16 protein-coding genes are annotated in these 23,638 nt (G+C 73.9%); 8 read left to right on the plus strand and 8 right to left on the minus strand.

Features of this window, described 5'->3' with window-relative positions; all coding sequences use genetic code 11:
* The first annotated feature begins 22 nt into the window (after positions 1-22).
* Both ahcY and IEX22_RS09910 read left to right on the plus strand, forming a co-directional pair.
* On the plus strand, positions 23-1,540 hold the full coding sequence (gene ahcY, locus IEX22_RS09905) for an adenosylhomocysteinase (RefSeq protein ID WP_188668209.1): 1,518 nt from the start codon (positions 23-25) through the stop codon (positions 1,538-1,540).
* Between the two features lie 152 nt (positions 1,541-1,692).
* Entirely contained in the window at positions 1,693-2,967 is a 1,275-nt protein-coding gene (locus IEX22_RS09910; protein ID WP_188668211.1) for a L,D-transpeptidase, read from the plus strand.
* Between the two features lie 104 nt (positions 2,968-3,071).
* Here the strand turns inward: IEX22_RS09910 and IEX22_RS09915 are convergent, their stop codons facing one another.
* Together IEX22_RS09915 and IEX22_RS09920 are read right to left on the minus strand one after the other, a co-directional pair.
* Positions 3,072-4,466, minus strand: coding sequence for an MFS transporter (locus IEX22_RS09915; RefSeq protein WP_188668213.1), 1,395 nt, complete (start codon positions 4,464-4,466; stop codon positions 3,072-3,074).
* A gap of 38 nt (positions 4,467-4,504) precedes the next feature.
* Entirely contained in the window at positions 4,505-5,581 is a 1,077-nt protein-coding gene (locus IEX22_RS09920; protein WP_188668215.1) for an MBL fold metallo-hydrolase, read from the minus strand.
* Positions 5,582-5,676: 95 nt separating this feature from the next.
* Here IEX22_RS09920 and IEX22_RS09925 point away from each other — a divergent pair, with 95 nt between their 5' ends.
* Complete coding sequence (locus IEX22_RS09925) at positions 5,677-6,597, plus strand: LysR family transcriptional regulator (protein ID WP_188668217.1); 921 nt, start codon at positions 5,677-5,679, stop codon at positions 6,595-6,597.
* A 15-nt stretch (positions 6,598-6,612) separates the two neighbouring features.
* Here the strand turns inward: IEX22_RS09925 and IEX22_RS09930 are convergent, their stop codons facing one another.
* Complete coding sequence (locus IEX22_RS09930; RefSeq protein ID WP_188668219.1) at positions 6,613-7,407, minus strand: RDD family protein; 795 nt, start codon at positions 7,405-7,407, stop codon at positions 6,613-6,615.
* A 129-nt stretch (positions 7,408-7,536) separates the two neighbouring features.
* Here IEX22_RS09930 and IEX22_RS09935 point away from each other — a divergent pair, with 129 nt between their 5' ends.
* Together IEX22_RS09935 and IEX22_RS09940 are read left to right on the plus strand one after the other, a co-directional pair.
* Positions 7,537-8,529 (plus strand): stage II sporulation protein M, encoded by a 993-nt coding sequence (locus tag IEX22_RS09935; RefSeq protein ID WP_188668221.1) that lies wholly within the window; start codon positions 7,537-7,539, stop codon positions 8,527-8,529.
* Positions 8,530-8,720: 191 nt separating this feature from the next.
* Positions 8,721-10,787, plus strand: coding sequence for a TIGR01906 family membrane protein (locus tag IEX22_RS09940; protein ID WP_188668223.1), 2,067 nt, complete (start codon positions 8,721-8,723; stop codon positions 10,785-10,787).
* 103 nt (positions 10,788-10,890) lie between these two features.
* On the opposite strand, the gene IEX22_RS09945 is transcribed toward IEX22_RS09940, so the two are convergent.
* Together IEX22_RS09945 and IEX22_RS09950 are read right to left on the minus strand one after the other, a co-directional pair.
* Entirely contained in the window at positions 10,891-12,798 is a 1,908-nt protein-coding gene (locus tag IEX22_RS09945) for an AMP-dependent synthetase/ligase (RefSeq protein WP_188668226.1), read from the minus strand.
* Positions 12,799-12,814: 16 nt separating this feature from the next.
* Positions 12,815-14,575 (minus strand): dolichyl-phosphate-mannose--protein mannosyltransferase, encoded by a 1,761-nt coding sequence (locus tag IEX22_RS09950; protein ID WP_229659927.1) that lies wholly within the window; start codon positions 14,573-14,575, stop codon positions 12,815-12,817.
* Between the two features lie 82 nt (positions 14,576-14,657).
* Between IEX22_RS09950 and rsmI the strand changes: the two genes are divergently transcribed.
* Both rsmI and IEX22_RS09960 read left to right on the plus strand, forming a co-directional pair.
* On the plus strand, positions 14,658-15,512 hold the full coding sequence (rsmI, locus tag IEX22_RS09955; protein ID WP_188668228.1) for a 16S rRNA (cytidine(1402)-2'-O)-methyltransferase: 855 nt from the start codon (positions 14,658-14,660) through the stop codon (positions 15,510-15,512).
* A gap of 150 nt (positions 15,513-15,662) precedes the next feature.
* A complete protein-coding gene (locus IEX22_RS09960) occupies positions 15,663-17,153 on the plus strand; it encodes an NAD-dependent succinate-semialdehyde dehydrogenase (RefSeq protein ID WP_188668230.1) in 1,491 nt (496 codons plus the stop codon).
* Positions 17,154-17,222: 69 nt separating this feature from the next.
* On the opposite strand, the gene IEX22_RS09965 is transcribed toward IEX22_RS09960, so the two are convergent.
* From IEX22_RS09965 to IEX22_RS09975, 3 genes are read right to left on the minus strand one after another with little or no spacing between them, the layout of a single operon-like run.
* Positions 17,223-19,832 carry a transglutaminase TgpA family protein gene (locus IEX22_RS09965; protein WP_188668232.1) on the minus strand — a complete coding sequence of 870 codons (2,610 nt, stop codon included), beginning with the start codon at positions 19,830-19,832 and terminating at the stop codon, positions 17,223-17,225.
* Entirely contained in the window at positions 19,829-21,457 is a 1,629-nt protein-coding gene (locus IEX22_RS09970; protein WP_188668234.1) for a DUF58 domain-containing protein, read from the minus strand. The genes IEX22_RS09965 and IEX22_RS09970 overlap by 4 nt, the downstream gene beginning before the upstream one ends.
* Before the next feature lie 30 nt (positions 21,458-21,487).
* Complete coding sequence (locus IEX22_RS09975; RefSeq protein WP_188668236.1) at positions 21,488-22,474, minus strand: AAA family ATPase; 987 nt, start codon at positions 22,472-22,474, stop codon at positions 21,488-21,490.
* Positions 22,475-22,667: 193 nt separating this feature from the next.
* Between IEX22_RS09975 and IEX22_RS09980 the strand changes: the two genes are divergently transcribed.
* Positions 22,668-23,588: a TatD family hydrolase gene (locus IEX22_RS09980; RefSeq protein WP_188668262.1), complete on the plus strand. Its 921-nt coding sequence runs from the start codon at positions 22,668-22,670 to the stop codon at positions 23,586-23,588.
* The last annotated feature ends 50 nt before the right edge of the window (positions 23,589-23,638 follow it).

Below are 23,638 nucleotides of genomic sequence, written 5' to 3' on the forward strand. Positions count from 1 at the left end.
GCCGTTTCCCCAAGGAGATCCCATGTCCCAGTCCCGTGACTCATCGCCCGGCTACGAGGTCGCCGACCTCTCCCTCGCTCCCGCCGGCCGCCACCAGATCCGGCTCGCCGAGCACGAGATGCCCGGCCTGATGGCCCTGCGCGCCGAGTACGGCGCCAGCCGACCGCTCGCGGGCGCGCGGATCGCCGGATCGCTGCACATGACCGTGCAGACCGCCGTCCTGATCGAGACGCTCACCGCGCTCGGTGCCGAGGTGCGCTGGGCCAGCTGCAACATCTTCTCCACCCAGGACGAGGCCGCGGCCGCCGTGGTCGTCGGCAGCGGCACCCCCGACGACCCGCAGGGCGTGCCCGTGTACGCATGGAAGAACGAGACGCTGCCCGAGTACTGGTGGGCCGCGTCGAAGATCTTCGACTTCACCGACGGGAGCGGTCAGCCGGTCGCCCCGACCATGATCCTCGACGACGGCGGCGACGCGACCCTGCTCGTGCACCGCGGGGTCGAGTTCGAGGCCGCCGGTGCGGTGCCCCCCGCACCGCGCGAGGGCGACGCGGACTACTCCGAGGAGTACACCGTCGTCCTCGACACCCTCCGCGCCGACCTGGAGCGGGACCCGCAGCGCTGGACGCGCATCGCGGAGGGCATCCGCGGCGTCTCCGAGGAGACCACCACCGGTGTGCACCGGCTCTACCAGCTGGCCTCCCGCGGTCAGCTGCTGTTCTCGGCGATCAACGTCAACGACGCGGTGACCAAGAGCAAGTTCGACAACCGGTACGGCATCCGCCACTCCCTGCCCGACGGCATCAACCGGGCGACCGACGTGCTGATCGGCGGCAAGGTCGCCGTCGTATGCGGCTACGGCGACGTCGGCAAGGGCGCGGCGGAGGCGCTGCGCGGCCAGGGCGCCCGCGTCATCGTCACCGAGATCGACCCCATCTGCGCGCTGCAGGCCGCCATGGACGGCTACCAGGTGGCCACGCTCGACGACGTGGCCGGCGTCGGCGACATCTTCATCACCACGACCGGCAACAAGGACGTCATCCTCGCCCGGCACATGGAGGCGATGAAAGACAAGGCCATCGTCGGCAACATCGGCCACTTCGACAACGAGATCGACATGGCCGGGCTGGCCCGGATCCCCGGCATCGAGCGCGTCGAGATCAAGCCGCAGGTGCACGAGTGGGTCTTCCCCGACGCCTCCGAGAACGCCGACACCACCGCCACCGAGGGCGGGGAACGGCGCAGCATCATCGTCCTGTCCGAGGGGCGGCTGCTGAACCTCGGCAACGCCACCGGCCACCCCAGCTTCGTGATGAGCGCGTCCTTCACCAACCAGGTGCTGGCCCAGATCGAGCTGTACACCGCCGAGCCGGAGGAGACGCCCGCGGTGCACGTGCTGCCCAAGGCGCTCGACGAGAAGGTGGCGCGGCTGCACCTCGACGCCCTCGGCGCCGAGTTGACCGAGCTGAGCAAGGACCAGGCCGAATACCTCGACGTCGACGTCGCCGGCCCGTACAAGCCGGACCACTACCGGTACTGAGGGCCCGCGACCGGCGGTCGACACTCCCAGCGACACCACGACGAGCCCACCCCGGGGACGGCGACGCGTCACCGCGCGTTTTCTCCGGGATGGGCTCGTCGTCGCCTACACTGGGACACGGGCGTGGACGCCCGCGAACGAGGGGTCTTCACGTGTCATCTGTTTTCTCCCGGCCGCCGCGCGGCCGTCTTTCCCTGCGACTCGCGGCCCTGGCCGCCGCCACCGGACTGATCGTCACGGTCGGTGGCTGTTCCGCCGGGAACCCGGTGGCCACGGGGTCCTCGACCCGCCCGGTGAGCAGCTCCCCGTCGGCGACTGCCGCCGCGTCGACCCCGTCCGCGCCGACCCCGACCGCGACGTCGTCGTCCGCCCCGGCTCCCGTCACCGTGGCGACGAACCCCACCGCCGACGCCGTCGAGGTCAACCCGGTGACGCCGGTGACCGTCAAGGCCGCGCACGGCACCCTCGCGGACGTGTCCCTCACCGCTGCCGACGGCACGCCCGTCAAGGGCGCGACCAGCGGCGCCGGCGCCGCCTGGAGCTCGTCCGGCCGGCTGGCCTTCGACACCGCGTACACCCTCGCGTACACGACGAAGGACACCGCCGGGGCCACCCGCACCCAGACCCAGCAGTTCACCACGGTCGCCGCGCAGAACGAGGCGGACGCCATCGTCTACCCGAGCGCCGAGATGAAGACCGTCGGTGTCGGCCAGCCCATCCAGTTCAGGTTCAGCGAGCCGGTGCTCAACCGGGACGCCGTCGAGAAGGCCATCGCCATCACCTCGAGCGCCGGGCAGAAGGGCGACTTCCACTGGTACAGCAACCAGGTGGTGCGGTTCCGCGCGCCGCAGTACTGGAAGGCGCACAGCACCCTGACCATCGACGCCAAGCTGTTCGGCGTCGATCTGGGCAACGGTCAGATCGGCAACCAGGACTACCACCAGACCATCCGCATCGGGGACGAGAAGATCGCCGTCGCCGACAGCGCGACCCATCGGATGACGATCTCCGTCAACGGCAAGCAGGTCGGCGGGTACGCCGTCTCGCTGGGGGACGAGGAGTGGCCGTCGACCTACGGGACGAAGGTCATCATGGACCAGCACGTGACGACGAAGTTCAACGCCGGAACCATCGGGCTCAAGCCCGGCGACCCCAAGTACTACCCGCCGCTGACCGTGCACTACGCCAGCCGGATCAGCAACGGCGGGGAGTTCATCCACCAAGCCCTGCCGTCGGCCCAGCCGCTGCTCGGGCTGATCAACGTCTCCCACGGCTGCATCGGCATGTCCCCGACCGGTGCCAAGTGGGTCTACGACAACATGACCGCCGGTGACGTCGTCATCATCAAGAACACCGGCTACGGCCCGATGGAGCCGACCGACGGGTTCGGCGACTGGAACGTTCCCTGGTCGGCCTGGGCCAACTGAGCTGCGCGGTCCATCACCGGGACGCACGAGGGCCCGATCAGGACGACTCCTGATCGAGCCCTCGGGCGATCCGGGACCCGTGTTGCCGGGTCCGGCGCACCGCCTCAGTCGATCCGCTGCCGGGTGCCCTCCGGGGCCAGCCGGACGGCGACGAACGCGGCGGCCAGGATCAGGACCCAGAACAGCGCCACCAGCCACAGACCGCCCCATGCCGGCAGCATCAGGCCGGTGACGATCATCGGAGTGAAGCCGGCACCGAGCATGGACGCCATCTGGTACGACAGCGAGGCCCCGGTGTACCGATTCCGGCTGGGGAACTGCTCGGAGACGAAGGCAGCGATCGGCCCGTACAGGAAGCCCTGGACGACGCCGTTGCCGAGGATCACGGCGATCGCGAAGCCCCACAGCGTGCCGTTGTTCATCAGGGCGATGATCGGCCACGCGAGCACGATGCCGAGGACGGCCGCCCCACCGAGCACCGTGCGGCGGCCGATCCGGTCGCTCAGCCGGGCGGAGTAGAAGCAGACGACCAGCGTGAGCACGGCCGCCACGGCCTTGATGTTGAGCACGCCGTTCTTGTCGGCCCCGCTGCCGACGGCGAGCGAGACGCCCCAGACGGTGGTCATCGCCTGACAGACGTAGAACGCCGTCGTGGCGACGAGCCCGATCAGCAGGGCGCGCGGGCTGGTGCGGAGCACGTCGAGCAGCGGGATCCGGCGTCGGGCACCGGCGGCCTCGAGCCGGCGGAACGACGGCGTCTCCGAAACCTGCAGGCGGATCACCAGGCCGACGACGATCAGCACCGCGCTGAGCAGGAACGGGATCCGCCAGCCCCACACCAGGAAGCCCGAACCGGACACGGCGGCGAAGAGGGAGAGCGCCAGGGTGCCGAGCACGGCGCCGGCGGGGCCGCCGGCGTTGGCGAACGCGGCCGCGAAACCACGCCGCTCCTGCGGCGCGTGCTCGATCGCCATCAGGGCGGCGCCACCCCATTCGCCGCCCACGGCGATGCCCTGGATGACGCGCAGCACCACCAGCGCCACCGGGGCCGCCATGCCGACCTGGGCGGTGGTGGGCAGCAGGCCGATGGCGATCGTGCCGGCACCCATGATCATCATCGACAGCACGAGCACTTTCTTGCGGCCGACGCGGTCCCCGAAGTGGCCGAAGACTATGCCGCCCAGCGGCCGGGCGATGTATCCGACGGCCAGGGTGGCGAACGATGCGAACAGGGCGAAGCCGGGACCGAGGTTGGCGAAGAACACCTTGTCGAACACGAGGCTGGCCGCGGTCGCGTACAGCATGAAGTCGTAGTACTCGATGGCGCTGCCGAGGAAGCTCGAGCCGAGGATGCGCCGCATCTGACGGGTGTTGAGCGAGCCGGTGGCCGGCGACGGGGAGGGCGACGACGGCGTCGCCGGGCTGGCGTCGGGCGAACCGGCCGCGACGGCGTCGTCGGGCTGCAGCTCGTCCCGCTCGGGGGCATGGGGGAGGGTCATGTCGGGGTCCTCACGTGGGGATGGGCGGTCGGTGCCGGTCAGCGGCGGTGGAAGGCGATGACGTCGAGGTCGTCGGGCACGTGGACGGGGCCCGGGAAATGTTCCTCAGCCTCGCGCCAGATCCGCTGGTCGGCGAAACCGGGGACGAGGTGGTGCAGGGCGAGGCGGCCGGCGCCCGCGGCCTGGGCGGCCTTGGCGGCGTCGGCCACCGACGTGTGGGACTTCTCGTGGTGGTCCCGCGCCGCCCGGTCCGCCTCCCGGGCGGAGCCACCGTAGAGGTCGTCGACCCAGGCGAAGTCGATCGCCTCGTGCAGCAGCAGGTCGGTGTCCTGGGCGAGGGTGATGAGGTTCGGCGTGAACGCGGTGTCGCCGGAGATCGTGACCGACCCGTCGGCCGTGTCGAACCGGAACGCGAACGCCGGCGCGATCGGCGGGTGCTCGACGAGGATCGCGCTGACGACGACGTGGTCGTCGCGGAAGATCTCGAACGGCTCCATGTCGGGGGTGGGGTTCTCGTTCGCGTGGAAGCCGCACGCAGCGGGGATCTCGATGTCCCGCACGTCCAGCACGTCCTCGGGGCTGGTCTTGAGACTGTCCAGGATCCGGTCGTTCAGGTCCGTCGCGTGCGCCGCGAGGAGGCTCTCGACCATGGCGACGGTGCCCGGCGTCGGCCGGTGGGGTGCGACCGGCCGCGGCGGATGCGTCGCTCGCGGCGAGACCGGCGGCAGGACGCCGCGGTCGCCGGGTCCGAGCACCGGAACCGGGTCGTCGACGCGGTCGCCGAGCGCGTAGAGCCCGAAGGTCGCCAGGCCGGCCAGGTCGTAGGTGTGGTCCGAGTGCAGGTGGGTGAGGAAGACGCCGCGCAGCCGCTCCAGCGGAAGGCCGGCCTGGGCCAACCGGCGGAGGGCGCCCTCCCCGAGGTCGACGAGGTAGAAGGCGTCGCCGACGACCACGGCCGTGGCGATGCCCGTGCGCTGGCCCGAGTCCGCCTCGCGCCACCAGCGCGGACCGCCGGCCGTGCCGAGCGTGACGACGTACGGCGCATCGCCCGGGAGGGGAACCGCCAGCGGCGCACTCGCGGGGGAGCCGGGGGACGGGACGGGACGATCGGACATCGGGAACCTCCAGGGGACGAATGTTTATCCCAGTGTGGGCGCGATCACACCCCTTGTATAATCAAACCTTTAGCAAACAACCCTCGAGGAAATCGATGACCGATCTGACGTTGCGGCAGCTCGAGTACTTCGTGGCCGTCCTCGACGGTGGCTCCATCACCGAGGCCGCGCGGCGGACGAGCCTCTCGCAGTCCGCCGTGTCAATGGCTGTCTCTCAGCTGGAGAAGGCGGTCGGGGTGCCGCTGCTCATCCGCGGCGCCTCCCGCCGGATCACACCCACCGCGGCCGGCCGCGAGTTCGCCGCCCGGGCGCGGCGGCTGCTGCGCGCGGCTGCGGACATGGGCCGGGATCTCGGGGACGCGCAGGGACTACCGTCCGGCGTCGTGCGGGTCGGCGTGCTGACGGCGATCTCACCCCGGCTCATCCCGGGCCTGCTGGCGGCGGCCCGCAGCCGCTGGCCCGAGATCCGGCTCGAGTTCGTCGAGGGCGCCGCGGAGCGGCTACAGCAGCAAGTGCTCGACGGTGAGCTCGACATCGCGTTCGTCTACTCACTGCAGGCGGCGACCGGGGTCCACCTGCGACCGCTGGCGGTCTCCTCCGCCCGCGCCATGGTCGGCGCCGGGCACCGGCTGGCCCGCCGGCAGGCCCTGACGTTCGCCGACCTGGCGGACGAGGACATCGTGCTCTTCGACGTGCCCCCGAGCGCGGAGCGGGTGATCGGGATGTTCGAGGCGGCCGGCGTCTCACCCCGGGTGCGCTACCGCAGTGTCGTGGCCGAGGGGATCCGGCAGATCGTCGCGGCGGGACTGGCCTGCAGCGTGACGAACGTCTGGACCGGATCGCTCACGGGTGAGTGGTCGGCGCAGGTGCGGATCATTCCGTTCAGTGATCCGGTGCCGCTCAACCACGTGGCCGCCGCCGTCGTGCCAGGGATCCGGCAGCCGCGGCGGGTCGAGGCGGTGCTCGACCTGGCGCGCGACGTGGCGGGGGGCGGGACGACCGACGAGATCGGATGAACCGCGCCCGCTGACTCAGTAGGGGAGCCGGTGCAGGGCGGTGGCCCGCGTCTCCGCCCGCTCCCGCGCCGCCCGCAGGCGGTTCGTGTCCCGGCGGCGTCGTTCGCTCATCACCGCGGCCAGGAAGTCCTCCGGCGGCGTTCCGGGAGGCGGGGCGGGGGCGACGACGACGGCCGCCTCCGCGGCCAGCGCCGCGCCGAGCCGCTGCCGTGACTCCGGGGAGAGCCGGAGCAGATTCTGCTGGAACTGGCGCACGCGACGGGCCAGTGAATCCGGCAACCGCCCAAGGTCCGCCAGCTCGGCCCACCCGGCGAGCGCGGGCGGCGTCTCGGCCAGCGGACGGTGCCGCGTCGGCACCCGCTCGCGCACGCTGTAGGTGCCGGCGACCATGTCGCCGAGCCGCTTGGACCGTTCGTTGACGAGGGAGACGAGCAGGGCCAGGGAGCCGGCCGTCATGAGGATCTCGACGACGGCGAGCAGGCCCCGGATCACCGCGTGCCGGAAGCGGATGCTCCCGCCGTCGTCGCGCACGATCCGCAGCCCGAGGGCGAGTTTGCCGAGGGACCGGCCCCGGCTGAGCGTCTCGACGGTGATCGGGGCGATCACCAGGACGAGGATCACCAGACCGAGGATGAGGATGCGCGCCGCGGCCGGGTCCATGCCCTGGGCGGCGGGCGCCACCAGCAGCAGCAGCGCGACGAGCAGCACGATCTGGGCCAGGACGTCGATCAGCAGGCCCGCGCCGCGGGAGGCGAAGGTCGCCGGCCGCAGTTCGAGGACGACCGCCTCCCCGCTGACGATCGACGTCACGGCCGTGGCCCGTTCATGCGGTCACTGTAGTCCACCGGTCCTCGCCGTGGGCCGCTGACGTGCGCCGATCGGCGGCTCGAGCCGTGCCGGGCGCTGCTCACGGGGGTCCGCCGCCGTTACGCTGGGCGCGTGGACATCGACGCGTTCGAGGCGGTGCACCGGCCCGACTGGGACCGGCTCGCCGCGCTGTCGGGTCGGCGGCGCCTGAGCGGGCCCGAGGCCGACGAGCTGATCCGCCTCTACCAGCGGGTCTCCACCCACCTCTCGCTGCTGCGGTCGGTCGCGCCCGAGAGCCCGACGTCGGCCCTGCTGTCGGCTCGGCTCGCCCGCGCGCGCACCCGGTTCACCGGCGCCCGGTCCAACCTGGCCGAGGACGTCGCCCGGTTCTTCGTCATCGCGCTGCCCGCGGCCCTCTACCGGCTACGGTGGCTGACCGTCGTCGTCGGCGTGGTGTTCTGCGCGGTCGCGGCCGCGTACGCGCTGTGGGTGGCCTCGGATCCGCAGGTGCTGGCCACGTTGGGCACGGAGGCGTCGCGACGCCGGCTCGTCGAGCGGGAGTTCGTCGACTACTACTCGGAGAACCCGGCCGCCTCGTTCGCCGGATCCGTCTGGGTCAACAACGCGTGGATCGCCGCCCAGTGCGTCGCCTTCGGCGTCACGGGGCTGTGGGTGCCGGCCGTGCTGCTCCAGAACGCCCAGTCGCTGGGGCTGACGGCGGGAATCATGGTCGCGTACGGCCGGACGGACACGTTCTTCCTCTTCATCCTGCCGCACGGGCTGATGGAGCTGACCTCCGTGTTCGTGGCCGGTGCCGCGGGCCTGGCCATCTTCTGGGCGTGGGTGCGGCCCGGGCCGCGCACCCGGTTGCAGGCGCTCGCCGAGGAGGGCCGGTCGCTCGTGACCGTCGCGCTCGGACTGGTCCTCGTGCTCGCGGTGAGCGGGCTGGTGGAGGGATTCGTGACGCCGAGCGGACTGCCGGCCTGGCTGCGGATCGGCATCGGCGCCCTCGTGCTGGCGGCGTTCTGGACCTACGTGCTGGTGCTGGGCCGCCGCGCCGTCGCCGCCGGGCAGCGCGGCGACCTCGACCCTGCCGACGCCGGGTACCGGGAGCTCGCCGCCTGACCGTGCCGACCCGGCACCACCGGCACGGTGGGGGCCTCGCGCCGACGAGTACGCCCGCAAGCCGTGCCCTAGCGCCGATGTGCGGCCGGCGGCGAGTAGCCTCGTGGGGAGAAAAGCCCGGCTCGAGCCCGTCGCACGACGACGACGCCGTCCGGGCGAGCGCGATCGGCCGGACCACAACGAGGAGACCCGTGAGCAGCAGGACACCGCGACCCGAGGACGAGTACCCGCCCCTGGACACTGACGACGGGGATCGCTATATCCCGACGTCGCGGGAACTGGCCGACCAGTACCGTCGCGAGCGGTCCGCCCGGGACGGCGGTGCCGACGACCCGATCACCGCCGGCCCCGCCGGTGATCCGGCAGGGGACCCCGGCGCGGGTGACACCGCCGGGCAGCCGCGGACCGGCGTGCGGGTGACCGAGCCGGTCCCGCTCGTCCCGGACGAGCCGTCGGAGGCGACGGCCCACCCGGACCACGAGTCCCGCCCCGTCGACGCCGCGGACCGCGCCGTCCCCACGGGGGATGCCGGGGACGCACCGGGGGCGGTCGACGCCGCGGACGGGGGCCGGCTGGACCCGGCCGAGGGATGGCGGGAGCGCTTCGACCACGCCGCGGCCATGGACGCCTGGGACCGTGAGTTCGACGACGAGCCGAGGACCGGTCCGGCCGCATCGGGGCAGGCCGCCGACGCGCGGCAGGACGGCGCCACCGATGACGACGGCGACGCGCCGCACCTCGACGCCGGCACGTCCGACCCCGACGCCGAGCAGCGGGCCCGCTCGGAGGAGGGCCCGCGCGTGGGCACCGGCATCACGGAGACGGACGCGCGCAGCGATGCGGGCCGGGCCGCCGCGGGAGCGACGACGATCGATCGCCGGTCCGCGGCGACCCACGCCGACCCCGCCGGGGACGTCCCCGCACCGCTCGGCTCGTCCGCCGTCGCCGCGGGCCACCCGGGCGCGGGCGACGGACTCGATGAGCACGGACGCGATGAGCACGGACGCGATGACGACGGACGCGATGACGAGGGAACCAGGGACGGCGGCACGGACGGCGCGCTCGACGCCGGCGCGGGCCCGGCTCGTGCCGACAAGCACCGCTGGGTCTCCGCCGACGGCGCCGAGGACCCCGCCGACGACCGCACCGACCGCAACGCCGACACGGACACGGACAGCGATCGCGTTGCGCGCGCCGACCGCGATCCCGCTGCGCACGCCGACCGTGACGACCGCGATCGGGACGTGGTGGCCCCCACCGGGACCACGGGGTCGGGCGTGGCGGTGGGTGCCGCTGCCGCCGGTGCCACGGTGGCGGGTGCCGGGGCGGCCGGCCGGCTCGGCCGGGACCAGGACCGGGACCGGGACGACGAGCGCCGGGGCGTGCGCCCGGAGGACGAGCGGGACCCGGACCTGCCCGAACGCCCGGTCGAGGACGAGGGCCGGCAGGCGAATGCGGCCGGGGCGGCCGAGGACGACGAGGAGGCCCGCCGCCGGGCCACCCGGCGCGACGCGGCCCTGGAGGGCAAGCCGGCCGCCGGCCGCTTCTGGCAGGTGGTGCTGGCGATCGCCTTCCCGGTGGTGCTGCTGGCCGCCGCGGTCCGCGCCGTCGCCTCGCCGCTGTTCCTCTGGATCGAGTACCACCGGCCCGGGTTCCCGGCCGACCCGTACGGCTTCACGGCCGACGACCGGCTCACCTGGGGCTCGGCCGTCGAGGACTACATCAACAACTTCGCGAACCCGCGGTACCTGACGCAGATCCCGGGCAAGGACGGCGGCTCGCTGCTGACCGAGGGCGAGATCAGCCACATGGTGGACGTCAAGAACGTCATCGGCGTCTCCTGGATCGTGGCCGCCGTGCTGTTCGTGCTCGGCCTGATCGCCGTCGTCTACCTCGCCAAGCGTTACCTCGGCGGGGTGCGGCGCGGCCTGTTCGTCGGCTCCCTGATCACCCTCGCGGTCGTCATCGCGCTCGGCGTGTTCGCCCTGATCGACTGGAGCCTGTTCTTCACCACGTTCCACCGGGTGTTCTTCGCCCAGGGCAACTGGACGTTCTACGAGAACGACGCCCTGATCCGGTTGTTCCCCGCGCAGTTCTGGGTGGACTCGGGCATCGTGATCGGCGGCCTCGTCGTCGTCGTCAGCCTCGTCACCCTGATCATGACCTGGCCCACGCGACGGCGGCGGGCTCGGTCCCGGGCGGCGCAGGAGGCGCTGCGCCGGTCGATGGCCGACCACGAGGAGGTCACCGCCGGCTGACCGGCGGCACCCACCGCGGTACCGTCTCCCGCGCGCGACGACCCGCCACCGGATCCGGTGGCGGGTCGTCGCGCGTCCGGACGTGTCCGGGGCGTGGAGTCGGTCAGCCGGCGGTCGTCCCGGCGGCGGTGTACAGCCCGTCGACGGCGTCGGCGAAGTCCTGGGTCACGACGTGCCGCTTGACCTTGAGGCTCTCGCTCAGGTGGCCGGACTCCAGACTCAGCGCGGTCGGCAGGACCGCGAACCGGCGGATGCTCTCGGCGCGGGAGACGGGTGCGTTGGCGGCGTCGACGGCATGCTGGAGGTGGTCCCGGACCTGGGGGTGCTCGGCGGCCTCGGCGAGCGTCAGGGGGCCGAGCCGGTGCCGTACGGCGAACGCGGCCAGCTCCTCCTCGTCGAGGGTGAGCAGGGCGGCGACGTACGGGCGTCCGTCGCCCACGACGACGGCCTGGTCCACCAGCGGCTCGCGGCGCAGCGCCTCCTCGAGCGGTCCCGGGGCGACGTTCTTGCCGCCGGCCGTGACGATGAGGTCCTTGAGCCGGCCCGTGATGGAGAGGAACCCGTCGTCGTCGATCCGGCCGACGTCGCCGGTGTGCAGGAAGCCGTCCGCGGGAAGCGGGGCGGCGACGGCGTCGGCGGCGATCCGGTGCTCGCCGTCGGCGTGCGCACCGTGGTAGCCCGCGAAGACGCCGACTCCGCGGATCAACACCTCGCCGTCGTCGGCGATCCGCACCGTCGTGCCGGGCAGGGGGATGCCGACGGTGCCCACCTTGGTGCTGGACGGCACGTTGACCGCGGCCGGGGCCGTCGTCTCGGTCAGGCCGTAGCCCTCGAGCACGGGGATGCCGGCGCCGCGGAAGAAGTGGGTCAGGTGCGGGTCCAGGGCGCTCGCACCGCAGATGGCCCAGGCCAGGGAGCCGCCGAGCGTGGAGCGCAGCCGGCTGTAGAAGAGCGCGTCGAACACCGTGTGCGCCGCCCGCAGGCGTAGGGGGATGCGCGGTGCGGCCGCCGCGGGACCGCGGTACCAGGCCCGTTCCTGCTCCAGCTCGGACCAGCGCACCGCGGTGCGCACGGCCGCGGCGAACGGCTTGCCCAGACCCGTGTTCTCGGCCCGCCGCTGCGTCGCCGCGAAGATCTTCTCGAAGATCCGCGGCACGCCCAGCAGGAACGTGGGCGCGAACGTCTCGACGTCGCGCATCAGGGTGCCGGTGTTGCCCACATGCCCGATCTGCACGCGCCCGACGAGGCACATCACCTGGACCGCGCGCGCCAGCACGTGCGCCAACGGCAGGAACATCAGGGTGCGGCCGTTCTCGCCGATCACCTCCTGCAGGACGGGGATGGTGTTGCGGGCCAGGACCGTGAAGTTGCCGTGGGTGATGATGCAGCCGCGGGGCTGGCCGGTGGTGCCCGACGTGTAGACCAGGGAGGCGGGCGTGTCCAGCGTGTTGCTGGACCGGTGGGCCTCCAGCAGGGAATCGGCCACCGGTTCGCCGAGCAGGCGCAGGTCGGAGAAGTCGGGGCCGTACCCCTCGTCGCTCATCAACCAGATGCTCGGGCTGGTGCCGGCCTCCTCGGCGGCGGTCTGCACCGCGCGGCGTCGCCCGCGGTCGGCCACGAACACGTGCCGGGCGCCGGAGTCCTGCAGGATCCAGGCGATCTGGGCGGGCGCCGACGTCTCGTAGATCGGCACGGTGACCCCACCGGCGTACCAGATGGCGAAGTCGACGAGGGTCCACGCGTAGCTGGTGGGGGAGAACACCGCCACCGGGTCGGACGGCTTCAGGCCCGAGGCGATCAGGCCGCGGGCGAGCACCTTGACCTGGTCCTCGAAGGCCCCGGCGGTCACGTCCGTCCACCCGTCGTCGGAGCGCACCGCGTACAGGGGCGTCCAGGGGCTGCGCTGCGCCAACTGCGCGAGCAGGTCCGTGGTGTTGGACTGGCGGTCCACCGTGACCAGGAGCTCCGTGCTCGCTTCCTTAAAGGGGAAGGGGTGGAGGGGGTGGGTCACCCGTACACGCTCGCTTTCAGATCCAGCTGGGCATCCACATCCGCAGCCGCCATTGCTCGTAGGGGAGCACCTCGGCCGTCCAGATGGGCAGGAAGAACGCGGTGAGCAGCAGCACGGCCGCCACGAATACCCCGAGCACCACTATGCCCCACCGGCGCCGGGCGGCCGGAACAGGGCCGTCCTCGGCGGTTCGCGGCGCCCCGAGCGCCGCCCCGGCGACCATGGTCAGGCCGAGGACGAGGAAGGGCTCGAACGAGACGGCGTAGAAGAAGAAGGTCGTCCGCTCCGGGTAGAGGAACCACGGCAGATAGCCGGCAGCCACCCCGGCGAGGACCGCGCCGGCCCGCCAGTCGCGGCGGCCGATCCACCAGAACAGCAGCACGATCAGCGCCAGCGCCGCCGTCCACCAGATCAGCGGGTTGCCGACGGAGAGGATCGCCGAGGAGCACTTCGCCACGTCGCACCCGGCCACCGGCCCGGTCGGCGACTCGTAGTAGAACGACGTCGGCCGGCCCATCACGAGCCACGTCCACGCGCTCGCCTGGTACGGGTGTTCGGCGCTCAGCCCCTGGTGGAACTCGTACGCGGTCAGATGGTAGTGCCACAGGGATCGCAGGGAGGCCGGGACCCAGCCCCACGGGCCGGCCGGGTTGTCCTGCCCCCACTGCCGGTCCCACGCATCACCGGAGAGGAACCAGCCGGTCCAGGTGAACAGGTAGGTGACGGCGCCGACGGGCACGATCGCGACGAAGGCCAACAGCCCGTCCTTGAGGATCCCCGCCCGCGCCCAGTGCACGATGCCGGCGAGCCGGCGGGCGTTCATGTCCCACAACACGGTCATCAGCCCGAACACGGCGACGAAGGACAGGGCGGACCACTTGGTGCCGACGGCCAGGCCGAGCAGCACGCCGGCGAGCAGCCGCCACGGCCGCAGCCCGAGGAACGGGCCGGTGCGCAGCAGGAGCGGATGGCCGGCGGTCACGGTGGCCAGGCCGGCGGCGGCGGCGTCGGAGAGCCGACGGGCCAGCCGTCGCCGTCCGTCGTCGCGGTCCAGCAGCAGGGCGACGAACGCGGCGAGCAGGAAGAAGGAGAGGAAGACGTCGAGCAGGCCGGTGCGGGACATGACCAGGTGGTGGCCGTCGACGGCCAGCAACAGCGCCGCGAGCCCGGCCAGGACCCGGGAGCGGAACAGCAGCCACGCGGCGAGGCCGATCAGCACCACGCTCAGCGTGCCGATCGCGGCGGCACTGAAGCGCCAGCCGATGCCGTTGTCGCTGCCGAACAGCCACATCCCGAACGCGATCATCCACTTGCCGACCGGCGGGTGGACCACGTACTCGGGGGTGCTCTGCAGCTGCGGCCGGCCGGCGACGAAGGCGTCGTTCGCGTTCTCCGGCCAGTTCCGCTCGTAGCCGCTCTGCAGCATCGAGTACGCGTCCTTGACGTAGTACGTCTCGTCGAACACCAGGGAGTGCGGTTCGGCCAGCCGGACGAACCTGAGCAGTCCACCGAGGACGGCGGCGACGGCGATCAGGCCCCAGCCGGCGGGGCCGAGCCGGAGCGAGCCGGGGCCGGTGCCGATGAGCCGGAGCCTCAGGGCCGCGTAGGTGAGGGCCTCCCCGGGCGGAAGCACCCGGCGTCGGGCCGAGCGGATCATGCCGACGCGGTCCGGGCGGCCGGCGCCGCCGGGTGAGCCCACCGCGGCGGGGGTGTCGGGCCGATCGGCCGGGCGAGTCGACGCGGGTTCGGCCTCGGTCGGGCTCGCGGGGTGGCTCACCCGACCATGCTACGGGCCGGCCCGGTACGGTCCCGTCCGGTGACGGGCCGGGCCCGGCGCCCCCGCGGGTACCCTCGACGATGTGGAGCAGCGTGAGCAACCCGGCGGGATCGTCCTCGCGGCGACGCCGATCGGCAACCTGGGGGACGCGACCGACCGGCTCCGCGACCTGTTGGCCACCGCCGACATCGTCGCGGCCGAGGACACCCGCCGTCTGCACCGGCTGCTGCAGGGCCTCGGCATCAGCACCGCCGGCTCGATCACCAGCTACCACGAGCACAACGAGGCGAGCCGCACCCCCGAACTGCTCGAGGCCGCCCGGGCCGGTGCCACCGTGCTCATCGTCACCGACGCCGGCATGCCCGCCGTCTCCGACCCCGGCTTCCGGCTGGTCAGTGCCGCGGTGCGCGAGGGTGTACCGGTCACCGTCGCCCCCGGCCCGTCCGCCGTCCTGACCGCCCTCGCACTGTCCGGCCTGCCCACCGACCGGTTCTGCTTCGAGGGGTTCCTGCCGCGGAAGACGGGGGAGCGCGCCGGTCGCCTGGCCGAGCTCGCCGCTGAACCCCGGACGATGGTCTTCTTCGAGGCCCCCCACCGGGTCGAGGCGATGCTCGCCGCCCTGACCGGGGCCTTCGGGCCCTCCCGGGAGGCCGCCCTGGCCCGGGAGCTGACCAAGCTGCACGAGCAGGTCCGCCGGGGGAGCCTCGACGAGCTGCTCACCGGCACCCGGGAGGACCCGCCGCGCGGGGAGATCGTCGTCGTCGTCGCCGGTGCGCCGGCCGGCCCGGCGGCCTCCGTCGACGACGCCCTCGCCGAGGTCGCCCGGCTGCGCGCCGACGGGATGCGACTGAAGGACGCCGCCGCGCAGGTCGCGACGAGCACCGGTCTGAGCCGTCGGGACCTGTACGAGGCGGCCCTGCGCCAGCCCTCGTCCTGATCGTGCATCAGCACCACCGGCCCCGCCCTCGCCCGGCCGGGTGCACATGGACAGCCCCCGAGGCCGCCCGTAGCGTGGAACCCGGACACCGCGCACCCGCACCGGGTGCCGGTCGCACACCACCCGAGCCGGACATCGAAGGAGAGTGCCATGGTCGCCACCATCGCGGAGCGTGAGAAGGAGCTGCTGGACCGGGTCCCCACCGGCCTGCTGATCGGGGGCGAGTGGCGCGAGGCCACCGGCGGCGCCACCTTCGACGTCGAGGACCCCGCCACCGGGCGCACCCTGCTGAGCATCGCCGACGCCGGCCCCGAGGACGGCAAGGCCGCGCTCGACGCCGCCGCGGCCGCCCAGGAGGGGTGGGCCCGCACCGCCCCGCGCGAGCGTGGCGAGATCCTGCGCCGCGCGTTCGACGCCGTCACCGCGCGGGCCGACGAGTTCGCCCTGCTGATGACCCTCGAGATGGGCAAGCCGCTGGCCGAGGCGAAGGGCGAGGTCACCTACGGCGCCGAGTTCCTGCGCTGGTTCTCCGAGGAGGCCGTGCGCGCGTTCGGCCGCTACTCCTCCTCCCCGGAGGGCAAGCTGCGGGTGCTGACCGTGAAGAAGCCGGTCGGCCCGTGCCTGCTCATCACCCCGTGGAACTTCCCCCTGGCGATGGCCACCCGCAAGATCGCCCCGGCGATCGCCGCGGGCTGCACCATGGTGCTCAAGCCGGCCGCCCTCACCCCGCTCACCTCGCAGCTGTTCGCGCAGGTACTGATCGAGGCCGGCCTGCCGGCGGGCGTGCTCAACGTCGTCCCCACGACGAGCGCCGGCAAGGTGACCGGCCCCCTGATCAAGGACGCGCGGCTGCGGAAGATCTCCTTCACCGGCTCGACGCCGGTCGGCCGCCGGCTGCTCGCCGACGCGTCGGAGACCGTGCTGCGGACCTCGATGGAGCTCGGCGGCAACGCCCCGTTCCTCGTCTTCGAGGACGCCGACGTCGACGCCGCCGTCGAGGGGGCCATGGCCGCGAAGATGCGCAACATGGGCGAGGCCTGCACCGCCGCCAACCGGTTCCTCGTGCACCGGGACGTCGCCGAGCGGTTCAGCACCGCCTTCGCCGAGAAGATGAAGGCCCTCACGCTGGGCCGCGGCACGGAGGAGTCGACGACGACCGGACCCCTGATCGACGCCAAGAGCCGCGACAAGGTGCACGAGCTGGTCACCGCCGCCGTCGAGTCCGGCGCGACGCCGCTGGTCGGCGGGGCCCCCGCCGAGGGCGAGGGCTACTTCTACCAGCCGACCGTCCTCGCCGACGTGCCCGCCGGCAACCGGATCCTGCAGGAGGAGATCTTCGGCCCGGTCGCCCCGATCACCGTGTTCGACGACGAGGACGAGGCCGTCCGGCTGGCCAACGCCACCGAGTACGGGCTCGCCGCCTACGTCTTCACGAAGGACCTGAACCGCGGCCTGCGGATCGGGGAGCGGCTCGAGGTCGGCCTGCTGGGTCTGAACGCCGGCGTCATCTCGAACGCCTCGGCCCCGTTCGGCGGTGTCAAGCAGTCCGGCATGGGCCGCGAGGGCGGCACCGAGGGTCTCTCCGAGTACCTCTCCACCCAGTACGTCGGCATCGCCGACCCCTGGGCCGACCAGGCCTGACGAACCCGGCCCGACGAATCGGCCTGACGCACGGCGTCCCGTCCCTGCGGACGGGGCGCCGTGCGGCGTTCAGCCCCGCTGGTCGGTGCGATCCCCGCCGCCGGTCCCGGCGCGGTCGGTCGACCGGTGCCCCCGGGTCCGCGGGCCGGGGGGCACCGCGGTCCGCGGCCGGGCGCCGGCGAGCAAGGACCGCGGCGCGAGTGCCGCCCCCCACCGAGCGGGCCGGGAGAGCGGCCGCAGCAGCGCGGCGCGCAGCTCCTCCACGTCGGCGGCCCGGAGCCGAGCGCCGTCCTGCTCCGGGGAGTGCCCGTGACCCGTACCGGCACCGGTCGTCGGTCCGCCGACACCCGCGGCCACCGGGGGGCCGTACCGGGCGCGTTCGACGGCCTCGACCAGGCGGTCGGCGGCCGCGACCGGGAGGGCGCCCGACGCCGGATCGGCGCTCGCTCCCAGCCGGGCGAGGAAACCCCGCGGGGTCTCGTGCCCCCCGGACCCGCGGCCCACGTCGACGGCGGTGTCGACCACTTCCTCCCAGGCGGCGACCGCCGCGTCGCCGACGTCGCCGCCGCGCACCCGCTCCAGACGCCGTCGTCGGCGGCCCGCCCGGACGAGCGCCGGCACCAGCAGCAGCACGGCCACCACCACCCCGCCCGCCGCGAGGGCGAGGAGCCACCGCGAGCTGACCGCGGTGGCGTCGGACGTCGCGCCGCCCGGGGTGCTCGTCGCCGGCGCGGGCTCCGTCGCGGCCGACGGCGCCGCGCCCTGCTGCCGCTGCGGATCGAGGTCGTCGTTCGGCGCTGCGGCCGCGCCGCTGCCGGGGGCCACCGTGTAGTCCGGCAGCACACCGCGACCGGGCGTGGGCTCGAACGGGACCCACCCGTAGTCCTCGAACCACAGCTCGGGCCAGGCGTGGGCGTCCCGGGAGTCCGAGGTGAAGGTCTGCCAGCCCTGTCCGCGGGGGGCACGGCTGACGTCGCCGACGGCGTCGTCAGCCGTCCGGCCCGGCCCCAGACCGACGACGATCCGGCTCGGAATGCCCATCAGACGGGCCAGCACCGCCATCGTCGACGCGAAGTGCACGCAGTAGCCCTCGCGCCGGGTGAGGAACTCCCCGACGATGCGGATGCCGGTGCCGTCGTAGCCGTTCCGGCCGGGGGCGTCCAGGGAATAGCTGAAGTCCCCGCCGCGCAGGAACTGCTGGATGGCCAGGGCCCGCGCGAAGTGGTCGGGGGTCGTGGCGGCGATCCGGTCGGCCGTCTCGGTGACCACCGCCGGCACCCGGGCGGGCAGCTGCAGGGTGGACGCGAGCGACGCCGGGACCCGGTTGGGCGAGGCGAGCAGCTGCTGTCGCGTCAGTTCGGGGGTGACCAGCTGGGTGGCGTACTCGGCCGACCGGTACCCGCGCCCGTCGGCGGTGCGCACGTCCCCGGTCGACGGGTTCACGACCCAGCCGGCCTCCGCGGTGCTGATGAACCGGGAGTTCTGGGGCAGCGGCAGCCAGGGCATGGCGTACCCGCTCGTGATCACCCGGGCGTAGTCGGTGGCGCCCTCGGGGACGGGACGACTGCCGGTCAGGGAGTTGCGCAGGGCCTGGTAGGACCGATCGTCCGGGTCCGGTCCCCACTGGCTGCCCTCCAGGGCCGTGATCGTCGACATGCGCAGGTAGAGCGGCGTGTCCGCGGTCGTCGAGTAGCGCACCTCGCCGCGGCCGGCCTGCGGTGCCTTGAGGTCGTCGCCGAGGCGGATCAGCGGGCTGACACGGTCGTCCGGGTCGACGAGCCGGAGCCGGGAACCCTGGGGGAACAGGCCGGTGGTGAAGCCGGGGACGGCGGCCGGCAGGGCGAGCGACACGATGAGGACGACGACGCAGAGCATCGCCGTCGACACCCACCCGGCGGGCGCCGAATCCACCGGGTCGCTCGCCCGCCCCGGGCCCTCCGGCGCCACCGAGACCGCGCCGTCGCCGGCGTCCGTGCCCGCGGGGGCACGGCGCGGCGACCCGGCGGAAACGCGGCGCAGCGACCAGGCGTGCCCGGTGGCCAGCACGAGCAGATAGGCGACGGCCCCGCCGGCGAACCCGGCCACCCCGATGCTGTCCGGCCGCATCAGCGCCGGCACCAGGAGCAGCGCGACGAGGGGAACGCCGCCCAGCGCCGGCATCCGCAGGCTGAAGGCCAGGGCCTCGACCACCAGGCCGATCAGTCCCGCGGCGACGGAGAGCAGCAGCAGCGTCCCGGTGTCGGCCTCGACCGGGATCACCGACGTGCGGACCAGGTCCGAGGTCGCCGTCAGCGCGTTCCCCGCCGCGGTGAGGGTGGCGGGCGTGGGCACCACCCCGGCCACCGTGGTGCTCGGGAAGTACACGGCGCTGACGGCTGCCAGCAGGGCGACGGCACCGGCGACGGTGAGAAGGCCGTCCGGCGCCCGCACCACACGCAGCGCCGCGACCGGGACCAGTGCCAGCGCCGCGCACACCAGCACGGGCACCATCCAGGCCTCGCCCAACAGCACCCCCGTGACCGGCGGCAGGGTCAGCGCGACGGCGACGAGGACGACGGCGGCGGGCACCGCGCCGAGCGGGTCCAGCCGGCGCGGACCCCGGGCGGCGTCCCGGGCCCCGCGGGTGCCCGCCGGCGAGGCACCCGCGCGGTCGCCGGCACGCGCAGCGACGGGGCTCATCGACCCGGTCCCGATCCGGTGGGGCCGTTCGCGGGGGCGACGGCGGAGGGCGCGAGGGTGCCGGGCGGAACGGCGCGGTACTGACGGACCGGCCGGCTCGCGCGCTGGTGGGCCCACGCGTCCCAGACGGACCGGACCGTCTCGTGCCGGTCGACGGCGAGGGCGGCCCAGCCGGCGTCGCGCAGCCGGTTCAGGGTGCGTCCGGCAGCGTCCGGTCGTGGCACGACCAGCACCACGTGGGCGGCCGCGACGGTGCCGGCCAGTGCGGCCAGCCGTGTCGTCTCGGTGTCGGTGAGCTCCCCGGCGAACACGAACAGGTCGCCGTCGGGCACGTCGTGCGACAGCCCGCCCAGCACCGACGGCTCGAACACCCGATGCCCGTGCCGCCCCGGACCGGCGCCGTCGGCGGCCCGCTCGGGACGGCTGGGGCGCCGGGACCGGCGGTCGTCGTCGCGGTTCCGGCGCGCGGCCTCACGCAGGGAGAGACCGGCCAGCCCCACCGCCAGGTCGGCGACACCGGTGGACCGGGAGAACACGTCCTGGGCGGGGTCGATCGCCGTCGGGCTGGTCTCCAGCAGGGGACGGCCGTCGGCGGAGCGGACCACGACGTCCGCTCCCACCCGGCTCAGCTCGGCCGCCACGGACAGCCCCAGGCTCACCAGCAGTTCGAATCCGTCGCTGGTCACCAGCTCGCCGCTGCCCGGGGCCGGGGCGAACGCCGCACCGGTACGGGAGAGATGGGCACCGATCCGGTCGTCGATCAGCAGCACCGCGGGCGGGGTGGTCGTGCTCAGTTCCTGCCGCACCATGAGCTTGCCGTGCCGGGCGCTCGCGGGCCAGTGCACGCGCCGGATCGGGTCGCCGGGGTGGTAGTCGCGGGTGCTGACGTCGACGTCGGTGTGGGCGGTGGTGCGGACGGCGGGGACGAGCCCGCGCGCGTCCCGCCAGCCCTCCTCCTGGCCGCCGCGCAGGTCCACCAGCCGGGGACGCACCAGGACCGGGTCGGCGTCGCCGGTGAGGACGTGCCGCGCCGTCATGCCGAAGGGGTCCTGCCGACGCAATCGCAGCGGACCGGCGGTGTAGACGCCGCGCCGGGTCGGGTGCAGTTCGTAGCGGTAGCGACTGTGCACGGGCTGACCGCGGCCGGTCCCGCCGGTGCGACCGGTCGCCGGTGCCTGGCCCGGGTCCGGCACCCGGAACCGGAGCGGGGCGCCGAGCGCCGGGTCCACGTCCTCCTGGGCCAGCGCCCGCACGCCGTGCACCGTGCCGTCGACCGCCAGGTGCACCCGCACCGGCCGCCCGACCTCGGCCTGCTCCGGTTCGAACCAGCGCCGGGCGCTCAGCACCGGCCGGGACCAGCGCAGGTAGAGCAGGCCCGCGACGGGCAGCAGGAGGAGGAAGACCCCGAGGGAGAGCAGGTCCCGGCGGCCCAGCAGCTGCGCCGCCAGCAGCACCGCGACCCCGACGGCCAGGAAACACCAGCCGCGACGGGTCAACGGCCGGCGCACGCCGTCCACCGACCGCGCCGGGGTGCGCCGGCCCACCGGCCGCGCGCCCGCACCGCCCGGGCCGCGGCCCCGGTCGCCGGCCGCGGGTGCGCCCCGATCGGCACGGTCGCGATACACGGTCGCTCTCCCTGCCTCGGCGCGCCGGCGTCAGCCCCGGCCCGGGTCGACCGGGACGGACCGCAGGATGGAGGCCAGCGCGTCGGCGACCCCGGCCTCGGGGTCGGCCGACCGTCGCACCGGAACCAGGCGGTGGGTGAGCACGGTCGGGGCCAGCCTGGCGACGTCGTCCGGCAGCACCCAGTCCCGGCCCGAGAGGGCGGCCTCGGCCTTGGCCGCCCGCAGCAGCTGCAGCAGGGCCCGCGGGCTCGCGCCGAGGGCGAGGCCGGGATGGGTGCGGGTGGCCGCCCCGATCCGCACCACGTAGGCGTGCACCGCGTCGGAGACGTACACCGCCCGCACCTGCCGGATCAGGGACGCGACCTCCGCCAGCCCGATCACGGGCCGCAGCTCCTCCAGCGGCGAGACCGACTGGTGGGTGCGGAGCATGGTGATCTCCGCGTCCTCGTCCGGGTAACCCAGGGCCACCCGCGCCATGAACCGGTCGCGCTGCGCCTCCGGCAGGGCGTAGGTTCCCTCCATCTCGAGCGGGTTCTGCGTCGCGACCACCATGAACGGCTCGGGCAGGAGGTGGGTGACGCCGTCCGCGGTGACCTGCCGCTCCTCCATGCACTCGAGCATGGCGGACTGGGTCTTCGCCGATGCCCGGTTGATCTCGTCGGCGATGACCAGATGGGCGAACACCGGGCCGGGCCGGAACTCGAAGGCCGTGGTGCGCTGGTCGAAGATCGCCACCCCGGTCACGTCCGACGGCAGCAGGTCGGGGGTGAACTGGATCCGGCTGACGGTCGCGTCGATGGTGCGCGCGAGGGAACGGGCCAGCAGCGTCTTGCCGACCCCCGGCACGTCCTCCAACAGGAGATGCCCCTCGGCGAGCAGCACCGTCAGCGCGGTGCGCGCCGCGTCGGCCTTGCCGTCGATGACCGTGCCGATCGCGTCGAGGACGGCCGTCGTCAGGGCGGCGAACGGTGCCTCGGTCAGGTCGGCCGCGGTGCCGGGATCGGCGTTGCTCGCCATGGACTCTCCGCTCGTGACGGCGCGGCGCCGCGTACTGCCCGACGGGCGTGCGCGGCCGCGATCGGACCAGCGTACCCAACCCGCCCCTGACTACGCTGGACGGATGGTCTCCTCCTCCGCCGTCCCGCCGCCCCCCGCCGAGGACACGCCCCCCGAGTACCGGACTCCGCCCGAGGACCCGGCCGGCCCCGGGATGGACGACGCACGGACGGGAGCGGGCCGTCGGCGCAGCTCGACGGGGGAGAACGGCCGCTCCCGCCGGCTCACTTACCCGCCCGCCCCCGAGCCGCTCCCGGTCCCGGTGATGGACAACCACACGCACCTGGACTTCCACGACGGCCTCGTCGAGGTCGAGGTGGCCGCGGCCCTGGACGCCGCCGAGCGGGTGGGCGTGGCCGGCGCCGTCCAGGTCGGCTGCGACCTCGAGTCCTCCCGGTTCACGGTCGCCGCGATCGAGCGGGATCCCCGCCTGCTCGGCGCCGTCGCGATCCACCCCAACGACGCCGTGCGCTACGCGAGCCGCGGCGACCTGGACGCCGCCCTCGCCGAGATCGAGGCGCTCGCGGCCCATCCCCGGGTGCGTGCCGTCGGGGAGACCGGCCTGGACTACTTCCGCACCCGGCGCGAGGACGCGGCGCCGCAGCACACGGCGTTCCGGTGGCATCTCGACCTCGCGCACCGCCTCGGCAAGGCCCTGCAGATCCACGATCGGGACGCCCACGAGGACGTCGTCGCGATCCTGCAGGATGCGCCGGAACCGCCCGCCGTCGTGTTCCACAGTTTCTCCGGGGACGCGGAGCTCGCCCGGCTGTGCAACGACCGCGGCTGGTACCTGTCCTTCTCCGGCACGGTCTCGTTCGGCAACGCCGACGCCCAGCGTGAGGCGCTGCGCATCGCCCGGCCGGATCGGGTGCTGGTGGAGACCGACGCGCCGTTCCTCACCCCGCACCCGCACCGCGGCCGCCCCAATGCCAGCTATCTGATCCCGGTCACCGTGCGGTCGATGGCCGCGACCCGCGAGGTGGACGTGGCCGAGTTCTGCGCCACCCTGCGCGAGAACACCGAGCGCGTCTACGGGTCCTGGTCCTCCGACGGGCCCGTTCCGGCGGGCTGACGCGGCCGCGCCCGGGACCGGCGAACCGGCCGGGCGCGGTCTCGGTTGGC

Origin of the sequence: Tersicoccus solisilvae (assembly GCF_014643255.1) — a bacterium.
Taxonomy (GTDB): domain Bacteria; phylum Actinomycetota; class Actinomycetes; order Actinomycetales; family Micrococcaceae; genus Tersicoccus; species Tersicoccus solisilvae.

What these genes read in the sequence shown, in the direction of transcription:
- IEX22_RS09975 (WP_188668236.1), bottom strand. Translation starts at nt 22,474, where the DNA reads ATGGCGAGCAACGCCGATCCCGGCACCGCGGCCGACCTGACCGAGGCA.
- IEX22_RS09960 (WP_188668230.1), top strand. Translation starts at nt 15,663, where the DNA reads ATGGTCGCCACCATCGCGGAGCGTGAGAAGGAGCTGCTGGACCGGGTC.
- IEX22_RS09920 (WP_188668215.1), bottom strand. Translation starts at nt 5,581, where the DNA reads ATGTCCGATCGTCCCGTCCCGTCCCCCGGCTCCCCCGCGAGTGCGCCG.
- IEX22_RS09915 (WP_188668213.1), bottom strand. Translation starts at nt 4,466, where the DNA reads ATGACCCTCCCCCATGCCCCCGAGCGGGACGAGCTGCAGCCCGACGAC.
- IEX22_RS09965 (WP_188668232.1), bottom strand. Translation starts at nt 19,832, where the DNA reads ATGAGCCCCGTCGCTGCGCGTGCCGGCGACCGCGCGGGTGCCTCGCCG.
- IEX22_RS09925 (WP_188668217.1), top strand. Translation starts at nt 5,677, where the DNA reads ATGACCGATCTGACGTTGCGGCAGCTCGAGTACTTCGTGGCCGTCCTC.
- ahcY (WP_188668209.1), top strand. Translation starts at nt 23, where the DNA reads ATGTCCCAGTCCCGTGACTCATCGCCCGGCTACGAGGTCGCCGACCTC.
- IEX22_RS09980 (WP_188668262.1), top strand. Translation starts at nt 22,668, where the DNA reads ATGGACGACGCACGGACGGGAGCGGGCCGTCGGCGCAGCTCGACGGGG.